Origin of the sequence: Photobacterium carnosum (assembly GCF_021236965.1) — a bacterium.
Classification (GTDB): Bacteria; Pseudomonadota; Gammaproteobacteria; order Enterobacterales; family Vibrionaceae; genus Photobacterium; species Photobacterium carnosum.
This window is the reverse complement of the sequence record NZ_WMDN01000001.1, coordinates 358,776-381,747: the sequence shown is the minus strand read 5'-3', so window position 1 is coordinate 381,747 and position 22,972 is coordinate 358,776. Positions and strand designations below refer to the sequence as shown.

At 41.8% G+C, this 22,972-nt stretch carries 1 protein-coding gene; it reads left to right on the top strand.

Annotation, left to right across the window (positions count from 1 at the left end):
- Nucleotides 1-157: 157 nt before the first annotated feature.
- Nucleotides 158-22,957: a GEVED domain-containing protein gene (locus GLP24_RS01675; RefSeq protein WP_232615434.1), complete on the top strand. Its 22,800-nt coding sequence runs from the start codon at nucleotides 158-160 to the stop codon at nucleotides 22,955-22,957.
- Nucleotides 22,958-22,972: the final 15 nt, after the last annotated feature.

Sequence of the window (22,972 nt, the reverse complement as noted above, 5' to 3'; positions counted from 1 at the left end):
CATATTTTTTTATATTTTTCATGATGTTTCTTTAATTGATACTCTGCTTATTTTAGACCTTCCGCTACTCATTAATACCCATCAATAAACGCGCTTAAATAACAGGCGTGGTTTTTGCATTCTTTTTCGTTCCCTGATTAACTACGTTGGTTGAGTTATGGAAAAGATGAAAATTATCCGTAGAGTATTAATGCTTGTTTGCTTTTGTGGCGGGTTGTTGTTCAACACCTCGATTGCTCAGGCTCAACAGTGTTCTCAAAGTTACGCTTCACCGACAACTTCTGGCGGTAATTACTATTTTGATGGTGATGGCGGTAATGGCTGGGGAACCCGAAATATCGGGGTTTATAATACCAATTTAACTGGCGGTACTGGCTCTGGTGGTCGAATAATTATTAGTGCCAATTGGGGGTGGAACAACGGTAATCAGTGGACAGGGCGCGGGGACTACACTGAATCTATTACCATTCGATTAAAAGTAAATGGAACAACTGTTGCTCAATTAGTGACGCCAAATGATAGCCAAAATACCGCTAATTTATCTGCTCAGGGTGGCGCGTCAATGCAGAGTGGTGGCGGTAATGTTGGTGTGACGGGTTTTGGTGGTTATCCTCATGGTTCGCAAATATTATTACCTTCTTGGATGACAACGATCACCAGTATTCAAATTGAAGGAACCCAAACACCAGCCTCTGGTGGTTCATCAGGCGGAGCTGGTGATGATGGTGGTGTAAGAGTAAATACCTCTGGTTATGCGTGTAACTTCGAAGCAACAGATGCACCAAGTAGTTATGGCGTTGCTCGTCATAATGTCGATTTAACCGGAATTAATTTGCGTTTTGGGACGAATGTTAGTTTTGAAACTGCAAATCGCAATAGTGCATTAGCAAATTCAGATACTTTTGATGATGGTATAACTGGCTTTCCTCAGTCTGAAATTGATGCCGGCACAGGGGCCGTTTCAGTTTCTGCTAGCGTTTATAACAATACTGGCTCACCGCGTACATTTGTTGGCTGGGTTGATTGGGATCAAGATAATGCCTTTCAAGCTGATGAAGGTGTCGCAATAACGGTTCCTGCTGCGGGCTCTTCTAATGCAGATTGTACTAATACATCAGGATCTAACTTTACGTGTAATGTCGATTATATTGTTGATGTGGCAGATAGAAGTAATACTGGATATTTTTTCTCTCGGTTTAGAATCTCAAATGCGGCATTAACGACGTCAACAATTTCAACCACAGTTGATAGTGGTGAAGTGGAAGATTATCGATTCTGTATTGGTTGTTTTGATATTAGCGGTACGATTTATTTAGATGAAAATGGCGACAGTGATATTTCCTCTGATAGCGTAACGCCAAATGAAGTAATAGTAAGACTTTATCGAGATGATGATAATGATGGTGTGCCGAGTGCGGGCGATACTTATCTACAACAAGTGACTACCGCAAGTGGCGCTTATTCTTTCACTGAACTACCGATTGATACATATTTTGTCGCAACAGCGCCACCGACGAATAGCACTGCGATTTCCGAGCAAACTTATGCGGCCAGTAATACCTATACCAATGCTTTTTGTGATAGCAATGGTGATGCAACCTCAGGTGATACACCTTTAATGGCTTCTGGCGCTTGTTATGGTGGTATTGATGGCGATCGTGCTGATGCAATCACCAATTCAACCACGCGTGAACACATATCTAAGGTTGATTTATCATTTACTTCAACCAATCAGACTAATGTTGATTTTGGTTTCTCATATAACGTTGTTACTAATACCAATACATCAGCGCAAGGTTCTTTAAATCAATTTATTATTAATGCCAACAGAATTGTTGGCGCTAATGAAATGCGTTTTGTACCAACAGTTCCTGCAAACGATACTGATCCTGCTGGCGATTGGTGGGTTGTTTCTCCAACGACCTCTTTAACTACAATAACGGGTACTAATGGCGCAAATACTATCATTGATGGTACGGCATACAGCAATGCTGACGGTACAACGATCATCGATTCAAATTCAGGTAATTATTCAGAAGCGCAAACCGTCGGTAGCTCTGATGGGTGTAGTGTTGAAACCATTCCTGCATTAGCGAAGCCTGAATTACAAATTGATATGCCAACTAACGCCAGTGCTTATGCCGCTGAATTATTAATTATTAATGCGGATAATACTACAGTACGAAATGTCTCTCTTACTGGCGGTTCTTTAGGTATTAATATTTACTCGGCGGGCATTACTGACACCTTAATTGAGCAAAACTTAATTGGTATTGATCCTGCGGGTAATGATGCGGTTATTGGTCAAGAAACCTGTGGTATATCATTAGGATGTGCGGGTATTGCGATTGCAAATGCAGGTAATGGCTCGCTTAATGGTGACAGTGGTATTATTCGTTATAACGCAATAAAAACAGCCCATAATAATATCACCTTAAATAATTTAAATAGCCAAACCAATGTTGTTAATTGGCAAGTAATACAAAATCAATTATTGGGTTCAACCTCGACCACAGCAACACCGTATCACAATGTTTATATTCGTTACGGTGTGCCTGCTTATCTTAATATTGCTGGTAATATAATGCGTGATGCAACCAGCGATGCAATATATCAACGTAATACATCGAATGTTGATTTATTCCAAACTATCACCAGTAATAACATTCAAAATGCAGACGATAATGGAGTGCATTTCCAAAGTGGTCAGCTATCGATAATCGAATGTAATATTATTCATAATAATGGTGATTCAGGGGTTTCTATTGATGGTAATACCAATATTGAAGGGTATTTAATTACTAAAAATAGTTTTGATAATAATACTGATAATGCCATTGACCTTCATAATCTCGCAACGGGTGAAGGTGTTTCACTAAATACTGATTTATGTAATAACGACACCGGAACAGGAGCCAATAATAATTTAGCTCGCCCACAAATTACTTATGCTTTTTTAGAAGGCGCAAATCTACGTGTTATTGGTGATATGTGTGCCACGGGTGAATTTACTTTTGAAGTCTATAAAGCGAGTGTTGGTACTGGTGAATTGGGCAGTGATGGGTTAAATGCAGGTGAAGGCTTAACCTATTTAGGCAGCATTACGAGCCAATCAGGTTCAACATTTGATAGTTTATTTGCAACGTCGAGCATTAATGTTGGCGATGAAATTACTGTCATTGCTCAACGTACGACAACGGGTGGGAGTGGTGAATTACAAGATACTTCAGAATTTAGTGCCAATATTGTTGTTGATGTTGATAACAAAGACTGGGGTGATGCACCTGATACATCGATGTCAACCGCAATGGGTGATTACCAAACATTAAGAGCTAATGGTGGTGCCAACCATATTGTTATTGATGGTGATACTGATAATAACCCCGATCTGTTTTTAGGGGTGTTATTAGATACTGATATTGATGGGCAGCCTACTACTATCGCCGATGGTGATAATTTAGTTGATCTTGCTGATGAAGATGGCGTGACTGCGAATGGTATTTATGTGCTCAATCGTGACCGCGATATTGAGATCACAATTGGTAAGGATCCTGATTATGCGGGTACTAGCTTCCATATTTATGGCTGGATTGACTGGAACCGAGACGGTGATTGGGATGATGCAAACGAACAGATAATTAGTAATACAACAGCCACCGTTGGTATGACAACTTATACCATAACGACGCCTGTGAATGCTATTTTAGGCAATACCTATGCGCGTTTTCGGTTATGTTCAACCAATGATTGTAATACGCCTAATGGCCCAAGTATTGACGGTGAGGTCGAAGATTATGGTGAAGTGATCATCAGTATTGATTTCGGTGATGCGCCAGATACCGGGGTCGGTATTGGGACGGGAAATTATCGAACCACGTTAGCAGATGATGGCCCTCGTCACTCTATTGATGATGACTTATTCTTAGGAACCAATGCAACAGATACTGAAGTTGATGGCTTACAAAACGTTACCGCCTCTGGTGATAATTCAGACGGTATTGATGATGAAGACAGTTTATTAATTCAACCGTTAACCAGTGGCGCAACGGTTTATAATACGCAAACAACGGTGACGAATACTTCTGGTGCTGATGCTTATTTATATGCATGGTTAGATGTGAACCGTGATGGTGAATTTGATCGTGATGAGTTTATTTCAAATGGTGCAGGTCCAGGTGGTGCGATAGTTGTTGCTAATGGTGCAAGTGCAACCGCGATGCCATTATCTTGGGGGACAATTACACCACCGACTAATAATACCACGGTATATTTGCGTACACGTTTATCGCCGGTTGCACTAACTGATGCTGTGACAGGGGCTGTTGAAGATCCACGCTCTTATGGTTATGTTGATGGCGGTGAAGTTGAAGATTATGCTCTACAAGTTGCCGATCAAGATTTTGGTGATTTACCAGATAGTTTTGATACGTTAGGACTTAGCGGCGGTCCTTACCATGGTTTAAGTAATATCAGTAATCTCTATATTGGTAATACAACTATTGATAGTGATGGGGATGGTCAACCAACGCCAAATGCGGATGGTGATGATCTCACTGGCAGTGATGATGAAAATGCCTTTAGTACTCCAACCCCTATTTTACCGTTAACAGCGACCAATTATTCTGTACAAGTGCCAGTTCGTAATAATACTGGTGTTGATGCTTACCTTTATGGTTGGTTAGATTGGAATCAAAATAACCAGTTTGAAGCGGCAGAATATGTTGCAGTAACAGTACCAACAGGTACAACAGTATCATCACCTATTACATTAACGTTTACGGGTATTTCAGGACAAAGTGATGGTAATGCAGCACTGCGTTTACGTTATACCACCGCAGGGTTAGCTAATACAGGTTGGGGCGGTGCTGCACCTGATGGTGAGGTCGAAGATCATTATGTTCTTGTTGGTAGCTATGATTTTGGTGATGCGCCAGATACTGGCGTAGGTGTTGCTGCTAATAATCAACGTACATTATTGAGTGATGATGGCCCTCGTCATGGTCTTAATAACCAACTGTTCTTCGGTGCCGCTATTGATGCTGAACAAGATGCAAATAATCCTGCCAATAGTGCTGATGGTGATGATCTTGATGCCAATGGTGATGATGAAGATGGCGCGCTGTTAATTCCACTTCATTCAAGTGCAACGTCATATGATTTACCCGTTACGGTTACCAATAATACTGGTAGTGATGCCTATATTTATGCATGGATTGATTTTGACCGTACAACAGGTTTTGATCGCGATGAATTTGCTGGTGGCGCAGCGGGAGTTCCGATAACCGTACCGACAGGCACCAACAATGGTAACGTCACTATTTCATGGAATAGTTTTCCTGGTATTGCCATTAATACTGATGTCTATATTCGTTTACGTTTAACCTCTGATGTATTAACTGATTCAGCGACAGGCACTGCCGAAGATCCGCGTTCATTTGGTATTGCCACTGATGGTGAAGTTGAAGATTATTATTTACGGGTTGATACCTATGATGGTGGTGATGCGCCAGATAGTTACGATACGTTATATACCAGCAATGGTCCGTCACATTCTCACAATAATATAAACCTTTATATTCGTGATGCGACTCATGACAATATTCATGATACCGACGGCCAACCAACGCCAAATGGTGATGGTGATGATAACGATGGAACAGATGATGAAAATGCGGATTCTCTAACGCGTATTCCATTATTAGGGGTATTAGATACTACATATACCTTAGGTGTGCCACTTTATAATGGAACAGGTGCCGATGCTCATCTTTATGCTTGGATTGATTTTAACCAAGATGGTGATTTTGCAGATGCTGGTGAATTTACATCATTAGAAAATCTTGTAAATAGTACCAATACTTCAGCACAAACAACGCCAACAACCGAATTAACTTGGACGGGTATTTCAGGGTTAACTCAAGGTAGTACGTTTGTTCGTCTTCGTTTAACCAGTGATATTTTAACGGCCGATGATTGGGGTGGTATCGCTTTAAATGGTGAAGTCGAAGATCATCAAATATTTATTGGTGATTTTGATTTTGGTGATGCACCAGATACCGCAAACGGAGTGAGTGCGAATAATTATCGGACTAACTTTAATGATCAAGGTGCTTACCATGGTTTAGATGCGGCTGTTTATTTAGGTGCTGCCGCGCCAGATACTGAAAATAATGCTAATACACCAGCTATATATGCACTAGGTGATGATCAAGATGCGAACGGTGATGATGAAGATGGTGTCTTTATTTTACCGTTACACAATACCGCAACGACTTATGCTCTTCCGGTAACAGCAACCAATAATAGTGGCGCTAATGCTTACCTTTATGCGTGGATTGACTTTGACCGCAATGGTCGATTCGACCGTGATGAATTTGTAGGAGGCGCTGCTGGTTCTCCAATCACAATAGCAACAGGAACAACAAGTGCCACACTTGATGCCATTTGGGATAGTTTCCCAGGTATTGCAGTGAATACTGATGTTTATGCACGATTCCGTATTACTACTGATTTATTATCCGATTCTGCAACGGGAACAATAGAAGATCCTCGCTCTTATGGTGGTGTTACAGATGGTGAAGTTGAAGATTATTATATTCGTGTTGATACCTATGATGGTGGTGATGCGCCAGATTCATATGACACGTTATACCTAAGTGATGGCCCTGCCCATTATCATGTTAATGCCAATCTTTATATTCGTAGTGCAACCCATGATGATGCTCATGATACCGATGGTTTGCCAACAGTAGGTGCTGATGGTGATGATAATGATGGTGTTGATGATGAAGATGTTGATTCCTTAACAAAGATTCCATTGCTCGGTGTTTCAGATACGACATATACGTTAGGAGTTCCGCTTTATAATGGAACTGGCGTTAATGCTAATCTTTATGCTTGGATTGATTTAAACCAAGATGGTGATTTTGCTGATGCGGGTGAATTTACTTCACTAGAAAACATCATTAATGGTACCAATACTTTAAATCAAACGGCACCGACAACTGAATTAACTTGGAATGGTATTGGTGGATTAATCCAAGGCAGTACTTATGTCCGTATTCGTTTAACTAATGACACGTTAACGGCTAGTGACTGGGGCGGTTTTGCTCTTAATGGGGAAGTAGAAGATCATCAAATCTTTATTGGTGATTATGATTTTGGTGATGCGCCAGATACTACAAATGGCGTTGCAGCTAATAATTATCGTACGACGTTAAATGATGGCGGCCCTTATCATGGTCTGAATAATAATTTGTATTTAGGTGCTGCGGTACCTGATACAGAAAATGACGCCAATGCACCTGCGATACTGGCATTGGGTGACGATGATGATGTCAATGGTGATGATGAAGATGGCGTCTTTATTATGCCATTACATAACTCAGTGACTAATTATGGGGTGCGCTCGGTTGTAACCAATAATACAGGCAGCGATGCATATATTTATGCATGGATAGATTTTGATCGTAATGGTCGTTTCGATCGTGATGAATTTGCGGGTGGTGCTGCGGGCGCGCCGATAGTTGTAAATTCAGGTGTATCTAATTTTGTCGCCAATATTAATTGGAATAGTTTCCCTGGTATTGCTAATAACACCGATGTTTATGTTCGTGTTCGTTTAACCAGTGAGTTATTAAGTGATGCGGTTACAGGAACAACGGAAGATCCACGTTCATTTGGTGGTGCAGTTGATGGTGAAGTTGAAGACTATTATTTACGTGTCGATACCTATGATGGTGGTGATTTACCTGAAAGCTACCAAACATCATACAGTAACGGTGGTCCAGCTCATTATCATACCAATGCGAATTTATATATTCGAGATGCAACCCATGATAATAATCATGATGAAGATGGACAACCAACGGCTGCTGCAAATGGTGATGATAACGATGGCACTGATGATGAAAATGCTGACAGTTTAGTTCCACTTCCTATTTTAACATTGACGGATACCAGTTATACCGTAGGGGTTCCGCTTTATAACGCAACAGGGGCTGACGCAAATCTTTATGCTTGGTTAGATTTAAATCAAGATGGTGATTTTGATGATGCTGGCGAGTTTGCTTCACTTGAAGGGCTTGTTAATGGAACGAATACTTCAGCACAAACAGCCCCAACGACTCAGTTAACATGGGCGGGTATCAGTGGGCAAACAACAGGTGATATGGCGTTACGCCTTCGTTTAACATCTGATATTTTAACGGCGACAGATTGGGGTGGAATTGCCAAAAATGGTGAAGTTGAGGATCATTATGTTTATGTAGGCGATCCCGATTTTGGTGATGCGCCAGATACCTCTTCAACAACGGCGGCGAATAACTATCAAACACTCTATAACTATTTTGGCCCTTATCATTTATTCGTAGATGGTTTGTATATTGGTAATACGGCGCCTGATATTGATGATGGAACATTACAAGATATAACCGCAACTGCCGATGATCTTGATGCAACCGATGATGAAGGACCAATTACATTACCGCCATTATTTAATGGTATGGATTCATACAAAATTACTGTGCCAGTTACAAATACGACGGGTAATATTGCCACCTTGGCAGTATGGATTGATTTCAATCGAAATGGTCAATTTGATGATAGTGAAGGACAAATTGCAGTTGTGCCAACGGGATCAAGTAATACGCCAGTAGAGCTTGAGTGGGCGACGATTCCTGCTGTTACCAACAACACAACCTCATTTGTGCGTTTACGTTTAACTAACCGTTTAGTGGGGCAAATCAGTGATATTTCATCATTAGGCGGTGAAGCGGGTGGTGAAGTTGAAGATCATAGTATTTTCTTTGGTCTACAAGATTTAGGTGATGCGCCTGCGAGTTATCTAGTTGATCCTTTATTAGGTGGTCCTCACCATATTATTACCAATAACACCAACTTGTATTTAGGTACTTCAACTATTGATGGTGATGAAATTGTATTAGCGTCTGTTGATGCTCTTGGTGATGATAATAATGGTAGTGATGATGAAAATGGTACCAGCCAACCATTAACTTCAATTCCGATTAACGGTTCAAGCCATAGCTTAGAGCTCACAGTACGTAATACAACAGGTAATGATGCCTATCTAGCGGGTTGGATTGACAGTAACCGTAATGGTATTTTTGATGAAATCGAAGGCCGAGTTGATGTTATTCCTACGACTCAGAATGGTGTTTATACTTATTCATTTGATTCAAATCAGATGCAAAATCTCTCTGTCGGTAATACCTTTATTCGTTTCCGTTTAACGACTGATCCATTAACAACGACCGATGTTGGTGGCCGTGCGTCAGATGGTGAAGTCGAAGACTTTATGATTCAAATTGGTGGTCAAGATTTAGGTGATTTACCCGATACTTCTTCAGCAACGGCGGCAAATAATTATCAAACCAATCTAACCTTTGGTGGGCCTTATCATAATGTTGCTGCTGAGCCTAATCTATATCTAGGCACTGTAGCGCCGGATGTTGATGGCGCAACGCCACAAAGTTCAGATGCCACAGGCGACAATGTTACGGGTGTTGATGATGAAAATGCTTTAGCTAATATTGCCTTACCTGATTTAGATGCCGGTGATAATTATGATACCAATATTACGGTGACAAATAGCTCAACTTCTACGGCATATCTATATGCGTGGATTGATTGGGATCGTGATGGTAATTTCGAAAATGATGAGATTGCACAAGCATCAATTAATAGCCTTGGTTCAACTCAGGCTATTAATAATGGTGTGATAACTATTCCTGCGAGTACGGGGACAGAGACTTATACCGTTACTTTTACGACAGACACTGCATTAGTGGATGCAAGAACTTATGGCGTACGGTTACGATTAACAACAGAGTTACTCACTGATGGTGATGCAACAGCAACCGTTGATGAGCGTTCGTTAGGTGCCGCTCAAGATGGTGAAGTTGAAGATTTCTTTGTCACAGCTGAAAACACAGATTTAGGTGATTTACCCGATTCATACTTAACTTTACCTGTTAGTGGCGGCCCGGCACATTACTATGTTAGTAACCTGTATCTAGGTGCTAATAATATTGATGATGACGATCAAGCGTACCCAGATGCAGCGGCATTAGGTGATGATAATACGGGTGTTGATGATGAGACTGGATTAGTTGAGCCATTGACCACAGTTGCTACCAGTATTACTAGCTACAGTGTTGATCTTGCGGTTTACAACTACTCGGGCTCTAATGCAACGTTAGTCGCTTGGTTAGATACCAATCAAGATGGTAGCTTTAGTGCAGATGAGGTTGTCGATGATCTAAATGTCGTTGCAACAAGTACACCATTTAGTAACGCTACATTTGCGTCTGATAATTTGCCAACCAGCAGTAATAACTTAACCAATAAAGTGACATTGACGTGGAATGGTATTTCAGGGTTAGCACAAGGTTCAATGGGACTGCGTATTCGTGTTGCTAATACCAGTTTAACCGCCAATGATTGGGGTGGTATTGCCCAAGGTGGTGAAGTTGAAGATTATGTCGTTTATGTTGGTCAATTTGACTTTGGTGATGCCATTGATAGTGCGGCTAACATAGGTGTTAATAACTACCGCACCACTTTGAGTGACAATGGTGCTTATCATGGTATCGATAATACGATATTGATGGGTGCTTTACTCGATAGTGAAAGTGATGCCAATGACCCAACTACTGCCTTTGCTCAAGGCGATAATATTACTGGCAGTAATGATGAAGATGGTGCGTTTATTCCACCATTAAACAATACCAATACGACCTACAATATTCCTGTGACGGTAACCAATAATAGTGGCAGTAAAGGGTATCTGTATGCTTGGATTGATTTTGATCGCAATGGTCGATTTGATCGTGATGAATTCTTTGGTGGTAATACCGCTGAGCCTAGAGAAATTAATACCGGTAACACTAATACAACAACAAACTTAGGTTGGAATACATTCCCAGGCATCGCAACAGGTACTGATGTTTATATTCGTATTCGTTTTACAACTGATTTATTAGCTGACACAGAAAATGGCGCCATAGTTGAAGATCCACGTTCTTATGGTGGCGCGGGTGATGGTGAAGTTGAAGATTATTATGTTCGAGTAGAAACCTATGACGGTGGTGATGCTCCTGATACTTATGACACTCTATATACCAGTGGTGGACCTTACCATCGTCATAATACCGCTAACTTATATATCAGAAGTAATAATCATGATAACGGTCATGACCAAGATGGTCAGCCATCTAATGGTGCGGTAGGGGATGATACTGACGGTATTGATGATGAAAATGCAGATGATCTTACGCCATTCCCAATTTTAGCCGTTGCAGATACCACCTATACTGTTGGTGTTCCTCTTTATAATGCGACAGGCAGTGATGCACATTTATATGGTTGGATTGATTTTAACCAAGATGGTGATTTTGCTGATGCTGGCGAGTTTACTGAATTAACCTCGATTGTAAATGCAACCAATACTAGTACCAGTGCAACGCCAACAACCCAATTAACGTGGACTGGAATAAGTGGATTAACTGCAGGTAGCACCTATATGCGCCTACGTTTAACTAACTCTGTTTTAACTGCTAATGATTGGGGTGGCGAAGCTATTAATGGTGAAGTGGAAGATCATCAAATATATATCGGGGCGCTAGATTTTGGTGATGCTGAAGATGGTGTGGCTGGAACCGCAGCAGGATCGGGCGATTATCGCTCTCGTTTAGTTGATGATGGTCCATATCATGTTATCAATAATAATATTTATATTGGTAATAGTGTGCCTGATAGTGAAGCCGATGCTAATCCAAGCAGTGCTCCAATTAAGGCTGATGGTGACGATACAACAGGCAATGATGATGAAGATGGCGTGACGTTACGTGCATTAGATAATTCACCTGTACCTAGTAGCTATACTGCTGCGGTTAATGTCACCAATAACACCGGACAAGATGCAACGTTGTATGGCTGGATTGATTGGGATCGTAATGGTCAGTTTGGATCAGATGAAGTGGCTGAAGTTGTCGTACCAACAGGAACCAGTGGATCTATTGACATTACATGGAATAGTTTCACTGGCCTTACTTCAGGCTTTACATTAACCCGTTTCCGTTTAACAACTGATGGATTAGTCAACGGTAACAGTGGTGCAGCAGAAGATACCCGTTCATTATTTGGTGCCAGCGATGGTGAGGTGGAAGATCATTTAATCTATATTGGTGATCAAGATATGGGTGATGCGCCTGATACTTATCAAACCTTAAGTGCCAGTGATGGTCCATTCCACGGACGTAGCAATAGTGCCACCGTTTATCTTGGTACGGCAACGATTGATGCAGACACAGATGGTCAACCAACCAGTGATGCTTCTGGGGATGATAACAATGGCAGTGATGATGAGAATGGTTTATCTCAACCATTAGCAAATATCGCGATTGCAGCCACCTCTTATAGTGTGCCTGTTACTTTACGTAACTCTGAACTTGCCAGTAATCCGGCAACCTTAGTCGCATGGCTTGATACTAATCAAGATGGTGAATTTAGTGCTGCTGAAGTTGTATCAACCATTAATTATGATACGACAGGTGATGCGCCATTTAGCACTGATAATATTCCATACTTTAATGGCGTTAAAACCGCAGTATTAACATGGAATGGTATTTCAGGCTTAACAAATGGCTCGATGGCATTACGTATTCGAATTAGTTATCTGACAGATCTCACCGCTAATGATTGGGCAGGTCAAGCGTTAGATGGTGAAGTTGAAGATTACATGGTCTTTGTGGGTGAGTTTGATTACGGTGATGCACCTGATGAGGCGGTGAACGTTGGCGTTAATAATTACCGTACAACCCAATCAGATAGTGGTCCATTCCATGGTGTTGATAGCAATCTGTTTATGGGTACAGTGCCAGATGCAGATAATGATGCTCAAACACCGACGATAGCACTTCAAGCATCAGGCGATGATATTACAGCTAGTGATGATGAAGATGGCTTAATTTTACCACCATTAACCACAACCCAAGGTAGCTATAGCGCAAATGCTATGGTGACGAATAATACTGGCAGTGATGCTTATATTTATGCTTGGATTGATTTCGATGGTAATGGTCGTTTTGATCGTGATGAATTTGTTGATAATGGTACAGGTACTGGTGGCGCAATTGTCACCTCAACAGGCTTAACAAATAGTTCTGTTGAGTTGGATTGGACGGCAACAACAGGATTAGCCGCTGGTCAAAATCGCTATATGCGTGTGCGTATTACTTCTGAATTATTAGCCGATAGTGCAACTGGCGTTAATGAAGATCCTCGTTCTTATGGTGGCGTATCAAATGGTGAAATAGAAGATCACTATTTATTAAGTGATAGCGTTCGATATGACGGTGGTGATGCCCCTGATTCATACCTTGTTCGTTTTGCTGACGGTGGTCCAATTCATCCTATTAGTACTACGCTACGTTTAGGTACAGCAACCACTGATGGTGAAGATGCTGATGGAAGTAGTGATGCGTTACTTGATGATATTACAGCCACTGCTGATGAAGATGGTATTTCATTACCGACATTAGCCTTAAGCGCAACCAGTTATACATTGGATGCAAATGTACTTAATAATACAGGTGCAAATGCGGATCTTATTGTATGGATTGATTGGGACCAAAATGGTGTCTTTGATGCTGCTGAAGGGCAAGTGATTAGTGCGACTTCAAACGGAACCAATACTGTTTATAACCCTAGTTGGAACAGTTTAACACCTGTGACTGCGGGCTATTATTTTGGACGAGCACGTTTAGCGCCCAATAGTGATGGTTTAACGGTTTCTGATGCTGGTGGCACCGCCACATCGGGTGAGGTTGAAGACTTTAGAATCTCAGTATTAACCGCCCAAGATTGGGGTGATGCTCCAGATGCTTATCATACTTTAGCTATAAATAGTGGTGCCAATCATGCGCCTTCAACAAACCTTTATATAGGTACGACAGCGGCTGATGCTGATGTTGATGGTCAACCAAGTGTGGCAGCTGATGGTGATGATAATAATGCCACAGCGGATGAAACTGTTCCGACTTTCCCTGTACTTTCTCCGTCAATGACAACATGGTCATTTGATACCACGGTAACAAATAACACTGGCGGTGCAGCAACACTGCATGCATGGGTTGATCATGACTTAGATGGTGAATTCCAACTTGATGAGTATACCAGCGTTGCGGTTGCTGATGGTGCAACGGATCTTCCAATTAGTGTCGCTTGGACTAATCTATCTAACGCCGAAGGCGGTAATGTTGGTGATAGTTATGTTCGTTTACGTTTAACAACCGATACATTAGTTGATGATGGCGCAACAGCCATTGATGAACGTTCACAAGGCGCAGCGACTGATGGTGAGATAGAAGATCATTATCATAAAGTCACCTTCCACATGTTAATTCAGCAAGATTCAGGTGCGATTGAATATACATTACCCAATACGGCAAATAATACTGTTGCTCTCATGGAAAATAATTATGGGGTTGGTTATGTAACTTACGATCTTCTTGTTCCGACAGATAATATTACCACTGATTTCACGTTACGTGATTATCAATTTATTCTTTATCAATCAGATCTAGCGGGTGGCGTAAGCCCTGATACAACTGCAGAAATTGATGCGTTACTTGATTATCGTAATCAAGGTGGTGTACTGCTGTCTCTTGTTGAAGGTGATCGATTTGCCGATGCAACCACGACCCGTATTAATGCATACATGGGACAACAAGTAGGGTTCCCTGGTACAAGTGCTACGGGTTTTGCAGGGTATTCAGGACCAACAACACTACCTCGTTTCCACCCATCTGATGGCCCAGGTGCATTATCAACCCAAGCAACAGTAGCAACCACGGGTTCTCTATCAACGATTACGGGTATTGATCATCGTAGTGTTATTTATACGCTGCCAACGGTAACAGGTTCTTGTAATAACGTTGATGCGATGGCGTGGCTAATTCCTTACGATCCAACCACAACCGGTGGTTATGGATATCCTCGTACGCATACAGGTCCATGGGTTGGTTCTGGTGAGCGTCAGTTCTATTTCACGCCAAATTATTATTCAAGCAATCTTACGCCGTACCAAGCGTTAATGGATTTTGTGTATGACTACTACGAAGATCAAAGTGCGTTCTTAGCGCGTAATAATTGGTTAGCTGATGATGCCAATGTGAATGGCAATTGTTCAAATACAGAGCTTGATTTTGATGATTTACCAGATTCAGGGGCAGGCACTGCGATAGGCGATTATGTAACAGCCTTCCAATTTGATGGCCCTCGTCACCAACTTGGTGCCAATATTTTTATAGGTACAGCGCCAGATGGTGAAACTGATGCGTATGCAACGGTTGCAGCCAATGGTGATACTGATGATGGTGTCGAGATATTACCGTTATCGAGTATCGCTACTCAATATTCAGTGCGTGTTACTACCACCAATACTACGGGTACCGATGGTAATGTATATGCGTGGGCTGACTGGAATAAAAATGGTGATCTAGAAGCCTCTGAAATGCAGACTATCGCTGTTGCTGATGGTGAAACTGATACCGTAAAAGTGCTGACATGGCCAATTACCACCGAGATAACTAACGGTGATACTGTTTATGTACGTGTGAGAATTTGTAATACCACTACCGACTGTAGCACCGCTATTGGTGAGGCAACCAATGGTGAAGTTGAAGGGTATGCGATTTCGGTGTCAGACAATGTTGATTTTGGTGATGCGCCAGATACGTATTTAACCTTAGCGGGAAGCGGTGGTCCATTCCATTATGGTGATACGTCGTTATTCCTTGGCGATCAAGCCAGTGATGGTGAGCCTGATGGTATACCAACAGCAACGGCAGATGGTGATGATACCAATGCCTCTCCTGATGATGAGGATGGCGTTAATGTCATTTCACCGATTAACATTAATGCGAGTGATTATAGTCTTACCGTTGAAGCGTCAAATACTTCAGGATCAGTTGCTTATCTCGCTGTTTGGATTGATTTTGACCAAAGTGGTACCTTTGAGGCTGGCGAAGGGCAAATTCAAATCGTACCTGATGCCTCTTCAGAAGTGCAATATGTATTTAATTGGACAGGGCTAACAGGATTAACGGCAGGAGTTACCTATTCACGTATTCGTATTACTAATGATGTGTTAACAACATCGTCAATGGGTGGAATCGCCACTAATGGTGAAGTTGAAGATCATCTTATTGTCATGGGTACATTTGATTTAGGTGATGCGCCAGATACCTATGGAACCGATCGTACTAATGCCAGTGGTGAGGGCATCGGTCCAATGCATATTCCTAGTGCAACCATTTTCCTTGGTACCAATGCTACGGATGCTGAAGCTAATGGTTTTGTGGATGGTATCGATGATAATGGCCTTGCTCAAGATGATGACTTAGCGGGTGTTAATGATGAGGATGGTGTAACTATTCCGGCTGTAATGTTGGCAGAGCCAAGTAGCACAGAAACCTTAACGGTACGGGTACATACTGATGTTGATGCCACTATTTATGCCTGGCTAGACTTTGATCGTGATGGTGTGTTTGATGTGGTGACTGAAGCAGCAACGCCAGTGAGTATTACGGCAGTGAATGACGATACTGACGTTACATTAACCTTTACGACACCGAATGATGTGCTTGATGGCGGTAGTTATGTTCGTGTTCGTATTTGTTCAACCACAACGGTATGTTCAACGCCTCATGATGTAGCGAATGACGGTGAAGTTGAAGATCATCGTATCATTCTTGATGTTGCTTATGATTATGGTGATGCGCCTGAAACCTTAGGATATAACACCTTATTTACTAGTAATGGTGCGCGTCATCGCATTGGTAATACGACATTAAACTTGGGTTCTGTTATTGGTGACGGTGATAGTGACGGCTTTGGTGACGGTGTTGATGATAATGGTGATGCAACCGATGATGATACGTTAAATATCAATGATGAAGATGGTATCTCTACGGTTGGTTTCTTATCTCAAGGTGCTACAAGCTTTACTCAAGATGTGATTTGTAATGATCATAATGGCACCGCAGATATGGGTGCAAATGTTTATGCTTGGGTTGACTTTAATGCTGATGGTGATTTTGCTGATAGTGGTGAATTTGCTCTAGCTGCTTGTACTGATGCCGATGCAGTTACTGATGGTAGTGCGTCATTAAGTTTCCCTTCAATAAATACCACTACTGTTGCAACTGAAACCTACATGCGTCTTCGTATTACATCTGAAACATTAACTGTTGATGATTACAACGGCACGGCTATTAATGGTGAAGTTGAAGATCATCAAATTCCAATTTTAAAAGGACCAATTCAACCAATAACCCCTGCGGTAGTGATAGCGCAATGTTTGAACTCTGGCAATATTGAAGGTGTTTCAGGTACACCTGTTGATATTACGGGTGTGGTTAATACTTATTACCCAGTAACGGCAAATGCATTAACGGGCACGAATAGTATTACGCTTGGTACGGCAACAGGTAATACGACAGAGACCTTAAATCCAGGTGATCGGGTGATGATCATTCAGATGCAAAATGCCTCAATTGATACCACTAATACCGATAGTTATGGTAATGGTGTTGCAGGTGGGTATGCCAGTGGTTGGGTTGATTACGGCACAACGGGTCAATATGAATTTGCGACAGTGGCTAGCTTTACCGATCCGACTTTAGTATTAAGTGAAAATTTAACGAATAACTTTACTGCTGACGGAAATAGTTCTTTCCAAGTTGTACGTATTCCAATGTATGAAGATGCACGTTTAACTGGCACGGTTACGTCTGCTGACTGGGATGGTTCTAGTGGCGGTATTGTGTCGCTTTATATTAATGGCACTCTAGATCTTAATGGCAATATTATTGACGTTAACGGTAAAGGCTTCCGTGGTGGTACAAAAAATACCGCCAATGGTATTGCGACCGGACTTAATTACGTTATGGCTGTAACCAATATCGATGGTGGTAAGGGTGAAGGTATTGCAGGAACCCCAGTGAGTCTTGGTGGTTTAGGCTATAGCGATGGTGATAATGGTATCGGCGCGCCAGCAAATGCTGGTGGTGGTGGTAACTTTAATTCTGGTGGTGGTGGTGGTGGTAACGTTGGCCCTGGTGGTAGAGGCGGCAATTATTCAAGTTCAACCAGTTTTTATCCGGGAGAACCAGGTACAGGTATTGGGCTGGCTGATCCTACTCGTTTAACTCTTGGTGGCGGTGGCGGTGCAGGTCAAGAAAATAATGGTGTCGGTCGTGATGGCGCTGATGGTGGTGGTATCGTATATATCACAGCTAATACAGTGACAGGAACAGGTACTATTAATGCCAATGGTAATACTTCGCCAAATGCTGGAGGCGATAGCCCCGGTGGTGGTGGTGCAGGTGGCTCTGTATTGGTATACAACACCGATGGTGCATCTCTATCAACACTAACCGTTAATGCTGTCGGTGGTAATGGCGCCAGCTCATCTGGTGGTCATGGACGCTCCGCTGGTGGTGGTGGTGGTGCTGCTATCTTTAATAGCTCTGGTGCTACTGCTAATGTCAGCGCAGGTACTGCAACATGTTCTGGGCAGCTATTATGTGGCGATGACGGTGGTGATGGTCAAGTGATCAATACTGCGACATTACCAACAGCGCCTGCCGTGTGTAGCTTTGAACTGTCTGGTTTTGTCTTTGATGACAGCAGTACCGCCCCAACTTTAAATGGCATTAAAGATGTAGCAGAAGCGGGTCTTGGTATTGCTGTTCCAGTGATTGCTTATAACACCACAACCAGTGAGTGTTTTGTTGCCACAGCGGATGCAATAACGGGTGCTTACTCAATGACTATTCCTGGTGGAAACTATGAAGTTTATGAAGCAGCACTTGAAACTGATTTAGTTAATCCAACCTGTCCACCAACCATTGGAACGCTAGATCCAAATGCTGGTGGTTATGCTGGTGCGACAATTGGTGATCCAATCAATGTCCATTCTAGCTCACCTAACATTCAATCAGTTGCGTTAACAACGGATGTGAGTGATGTTAACTTTGCTGATTTCACGATTGTGACGTTCCCAACTTGTAGTAGTGATGGTTATTTGTTGCGTAATAGCCCAACCGATATTACTAGTATTAATTTGGCTATGGGTACAGTAACACCGTTATATGATGATGTTCTGCCAACAGGCACTGGTGTCTTTGGTGGTACGGGGTATAACTTTATTACCAATACACTCATCGGCGATAACATTAAAAATAAAGACACTGTTTTAATGGTTGATGGTGCAGGATCTGCCTTCGTGTTACCAATTACAGGAAGTACGATGGCAATCAATAACTATAACAGTGGTGATATCGATGATAACGGTGTTCTATTGCTGATGCATAATAGCGGCACCAGTATGTATCGCATTGATGTTAATCCAAATAGCAGTACTTACTTACAGCAAATTGGTGAAATTACAGTTTCTGCTCCAGTGATGGCTGATATGGCGATTAATCCTATCGACAATATGCTTTATACCTTAACGCCTACGGGAAATTTAGTGAAGTTTGATCCTGTAACAGGGGCGCGAACTAATTTGGGTTACGTTGGTATTAATGGCGAAACTGGCACTGGATGGGGTGCGGTATACTTTGATGATCAAGGCTTCTTCTACGCAGCTCAAAATCCAAATCCTGGCCGTATTGTTCGAATTGATATTTCAGACCCAAGTCTTCCATCTGGTGGTTATAGTGCAGTCAACTTCACTCAGATTAATGCTGCAACCAGCCAAAATGATGGTGCGCGTTGTCGTTTTGCTCCATTGCCGTTAGATTTTGGTGATGCGCCTGAAACCACTGGTTACCCAACAACTTTGGTTAATAATGGCCCTCGCCATTTAACTGAAGAAACAGGGTTATACATTGGTTCGGTAGCGGCAGATAATGAAAATGATGGTCAGCCAGATGCTGATTATGCTGGTGATGATAACAACGGTACAGCTCCTGATGATGAAGATGTATTGAGTGCATTAATTACTGCCGATGTATCAAGTCCTACTGTCACTCAAACCGTTCCTGTTAGTAATACAACAGGCAGTGATGCCTACCTATCTGGCTGGATTGACTTTGATAATAGCGGCTCATTTGATGATGATGAAAGTGCATGGATTATTATTCCAAGTGGTGCCACATCAGCAACATTGATATGGAATAATGTGGGTACTTCTGGGGCAAATATCAGTAACAGTGTGGTGGGTTATCGTTTACGTATTAGTTCTGATTTTAATACAACAACAAATACGCCACTAGATGCTGATGGTAATGTCTTCCCAGATCCTATTGGGCCAGCACCTGATGGTGAGATCGAAGATTATCGAGTATTAGTGTCAAGCCTTAATGGTGATAATACTTGTGACATTATTGTTGAAACCAAAGGCGATAATACCAGTGGTTATGATTTTGCGGAATTTGATCCAACCACCAATCCTGCCCAATTAAATAATATTGTGAGTCCTATTGTTATTAATGGTTATCCAAATGCTGAAAATATTAATGCTATTGGTTTTAATCGCCTAAGTGGTTTGTTTTACGGTACTTTTATTGATGGAAGCTCTACTAATGACGATGTGATTTTATTTGTAACGGATCGTGATGGTACTGAATTTGTTTCTCTTGGTACGATACGATCTGATGGCGTACAGAGTATTATTCATTCGATACATGGAACCTCTAATTTTGCTAATAATCAAATATTATCTCGATTAGGCGGTAGTTCAAATATTAGTTATCCTGTTCGAGGTGATGTGTCACCTGATGGGCAGTATCTCTACATTATGAATGGGAATTGGGATTCTCTCGTTCGTATTGACTTAAATACTCAGACGTTTACGACGATCACATTGTCTTCAACACCAGCTATGGGTGGCGATTTCTCCTTCAGCTCGAATGACGGTATGTTATATGGTGTTGATCTACCAGGTGGTAACTATATTCAAATCAATCCAACTATAGGAACGGTGACAATAAATCCTCTGAACTTCAACGGGTTACTTCCTGTGACGAATACCGGTAGTGCTGGGGCGGGGGGAACCATTATGGATGATGGTATTATGCTTTATGCCTTTGCTAATGGTGGTGATCACGATACCGATGGTGATAATGCTCACGATCTGATTGATAAGACGGCAGTTTATCAATTGAATGTGATTACTGGTGAGTTGATGTTTGTAACTGAAGGTATTGATGTCTCGGTTCAAGGTAATGATGCTGCTGGTTGTTACTACGCACGAGACTATGGTGATGCACCTATTTCTTACGGTGATGCTTTCCATAATTACTCTGATACAGGCAATGATGGTGATGTTGCGCTTGATGGTGACCAAGACCTCACGTTAGGTGCTAATTGGGACAGTGAGTTTGTTAGTCAGTTCTCCCTTGATGCAACAGGCGATGATCTTCAAGCTTCTGATGATGAAGATGGCGTAACTCTTCCTGCTAGTATTACGGTTGCAACATCTACTCCAGTGACCGTATCTGTGCCACAAGCTGCGGGTTTCTTAAATGTATTTATTGATCTGAATGGCGATGGTGATTTTGCTGATGTTGGCGAGATGATTATTGAAGACCAATTGATTACAGCAGCCACAACGAATCTTGATTTCAATTTAGATGCAGGGCTTACCGCAGGTTATAACGGCGATACATTTGTTCGTTTCCGTTTATGTAGTACGGCAGCAACGTGTAATTCTCCAATAGGTGAAGCCGCTGATGGAGAGGTAGAAGATTATCAATTTGAGTTAATTAATCAGATTGTGCTCAGTGGTTTTGTGTTTGAAGATAATGGTATCTCGGGCGCAACTGCGGCTCATGATGGTATTTTTGATGGTGGCGAAGTTGGCATTGGTAATACAGTTGTGCGTGCTATTTATAACGGCACAGGTGCTGGTGGATTTACAACTGGTGATGTTGTTGCAACAACGGTGACCTCGGGTGATGGTGGCTATCTATTAGTCGTACCAGTATCACTTGCTAATGAAAATCTTGTACTTGAGGTGGTTAAACAAGCTGATTGGATTGATATTAGTGAAGCTGACGTGTCAGCGCTTACTCAAGTCACCAATACCAGTGTTATTGATAGTCAGATGTTAATTAATGCTGCTGCGGGTGATTACTTAACGGGCTTAAACTTCGGTAAAGTGAAAGAACCGCGTATGGAGCCTGATAACTTTACTGAAACTGAGCCGGGTAAAGGAGTGCTCTTTAGTCATAAATTTACAGCTGAAACCGCAGGTAGTGTTAACTTTACCATTATGAATATCTCTACGGAGCCCGCAAATGACGGTTGGAGCGCAATACTGTATCAAGATAATGACTGTAATGGTTCAATTGATGGGGCTGATAGCCAGATAGCTAACCCTGTCGCTGTAAGTGGTGATAGTAGTGTTTGTTTAATCAGTAAAGTATTTGTTCCTGCTGATGCACCATTAAATGCACTTTATCATTATGATATTCAAGCAGATATGACGTTTGAGGATAGTGTTGCAACAGGTCATGGTGTTACTCGACAAGTGATAGATACCGATACTGTTCGTGCTACTTTCGCTGGTGCTGGTGAGTTGAAGCTTAATAAAACAGTGGAAAATCTGACTCAAGCGACTGGTGTAAGTACCAGTAATGACGGTAAACCGGGGGATATTTTAGAATATTCTATTGAGTTTACCAATGTGGGGAGTGGGCCAATAACAGAAGTCACAATATTTGATACTACACCTGCTTATACTGACTTAACGTTAGCGATTGATTGTACATCTGGTGTTCTACCTGCTGGTTTAACATGTAATGTATTAACACCAAATGGTGCAAATATTGCGGGTTATGAAGGTGAAGTACGCTGGGAAATGACCGGAGCCTTAAATTCTAGTGAAACTGGAACTGTTATTTATCAAGTTACTATCAAATAGTGGAAACAGTACTAA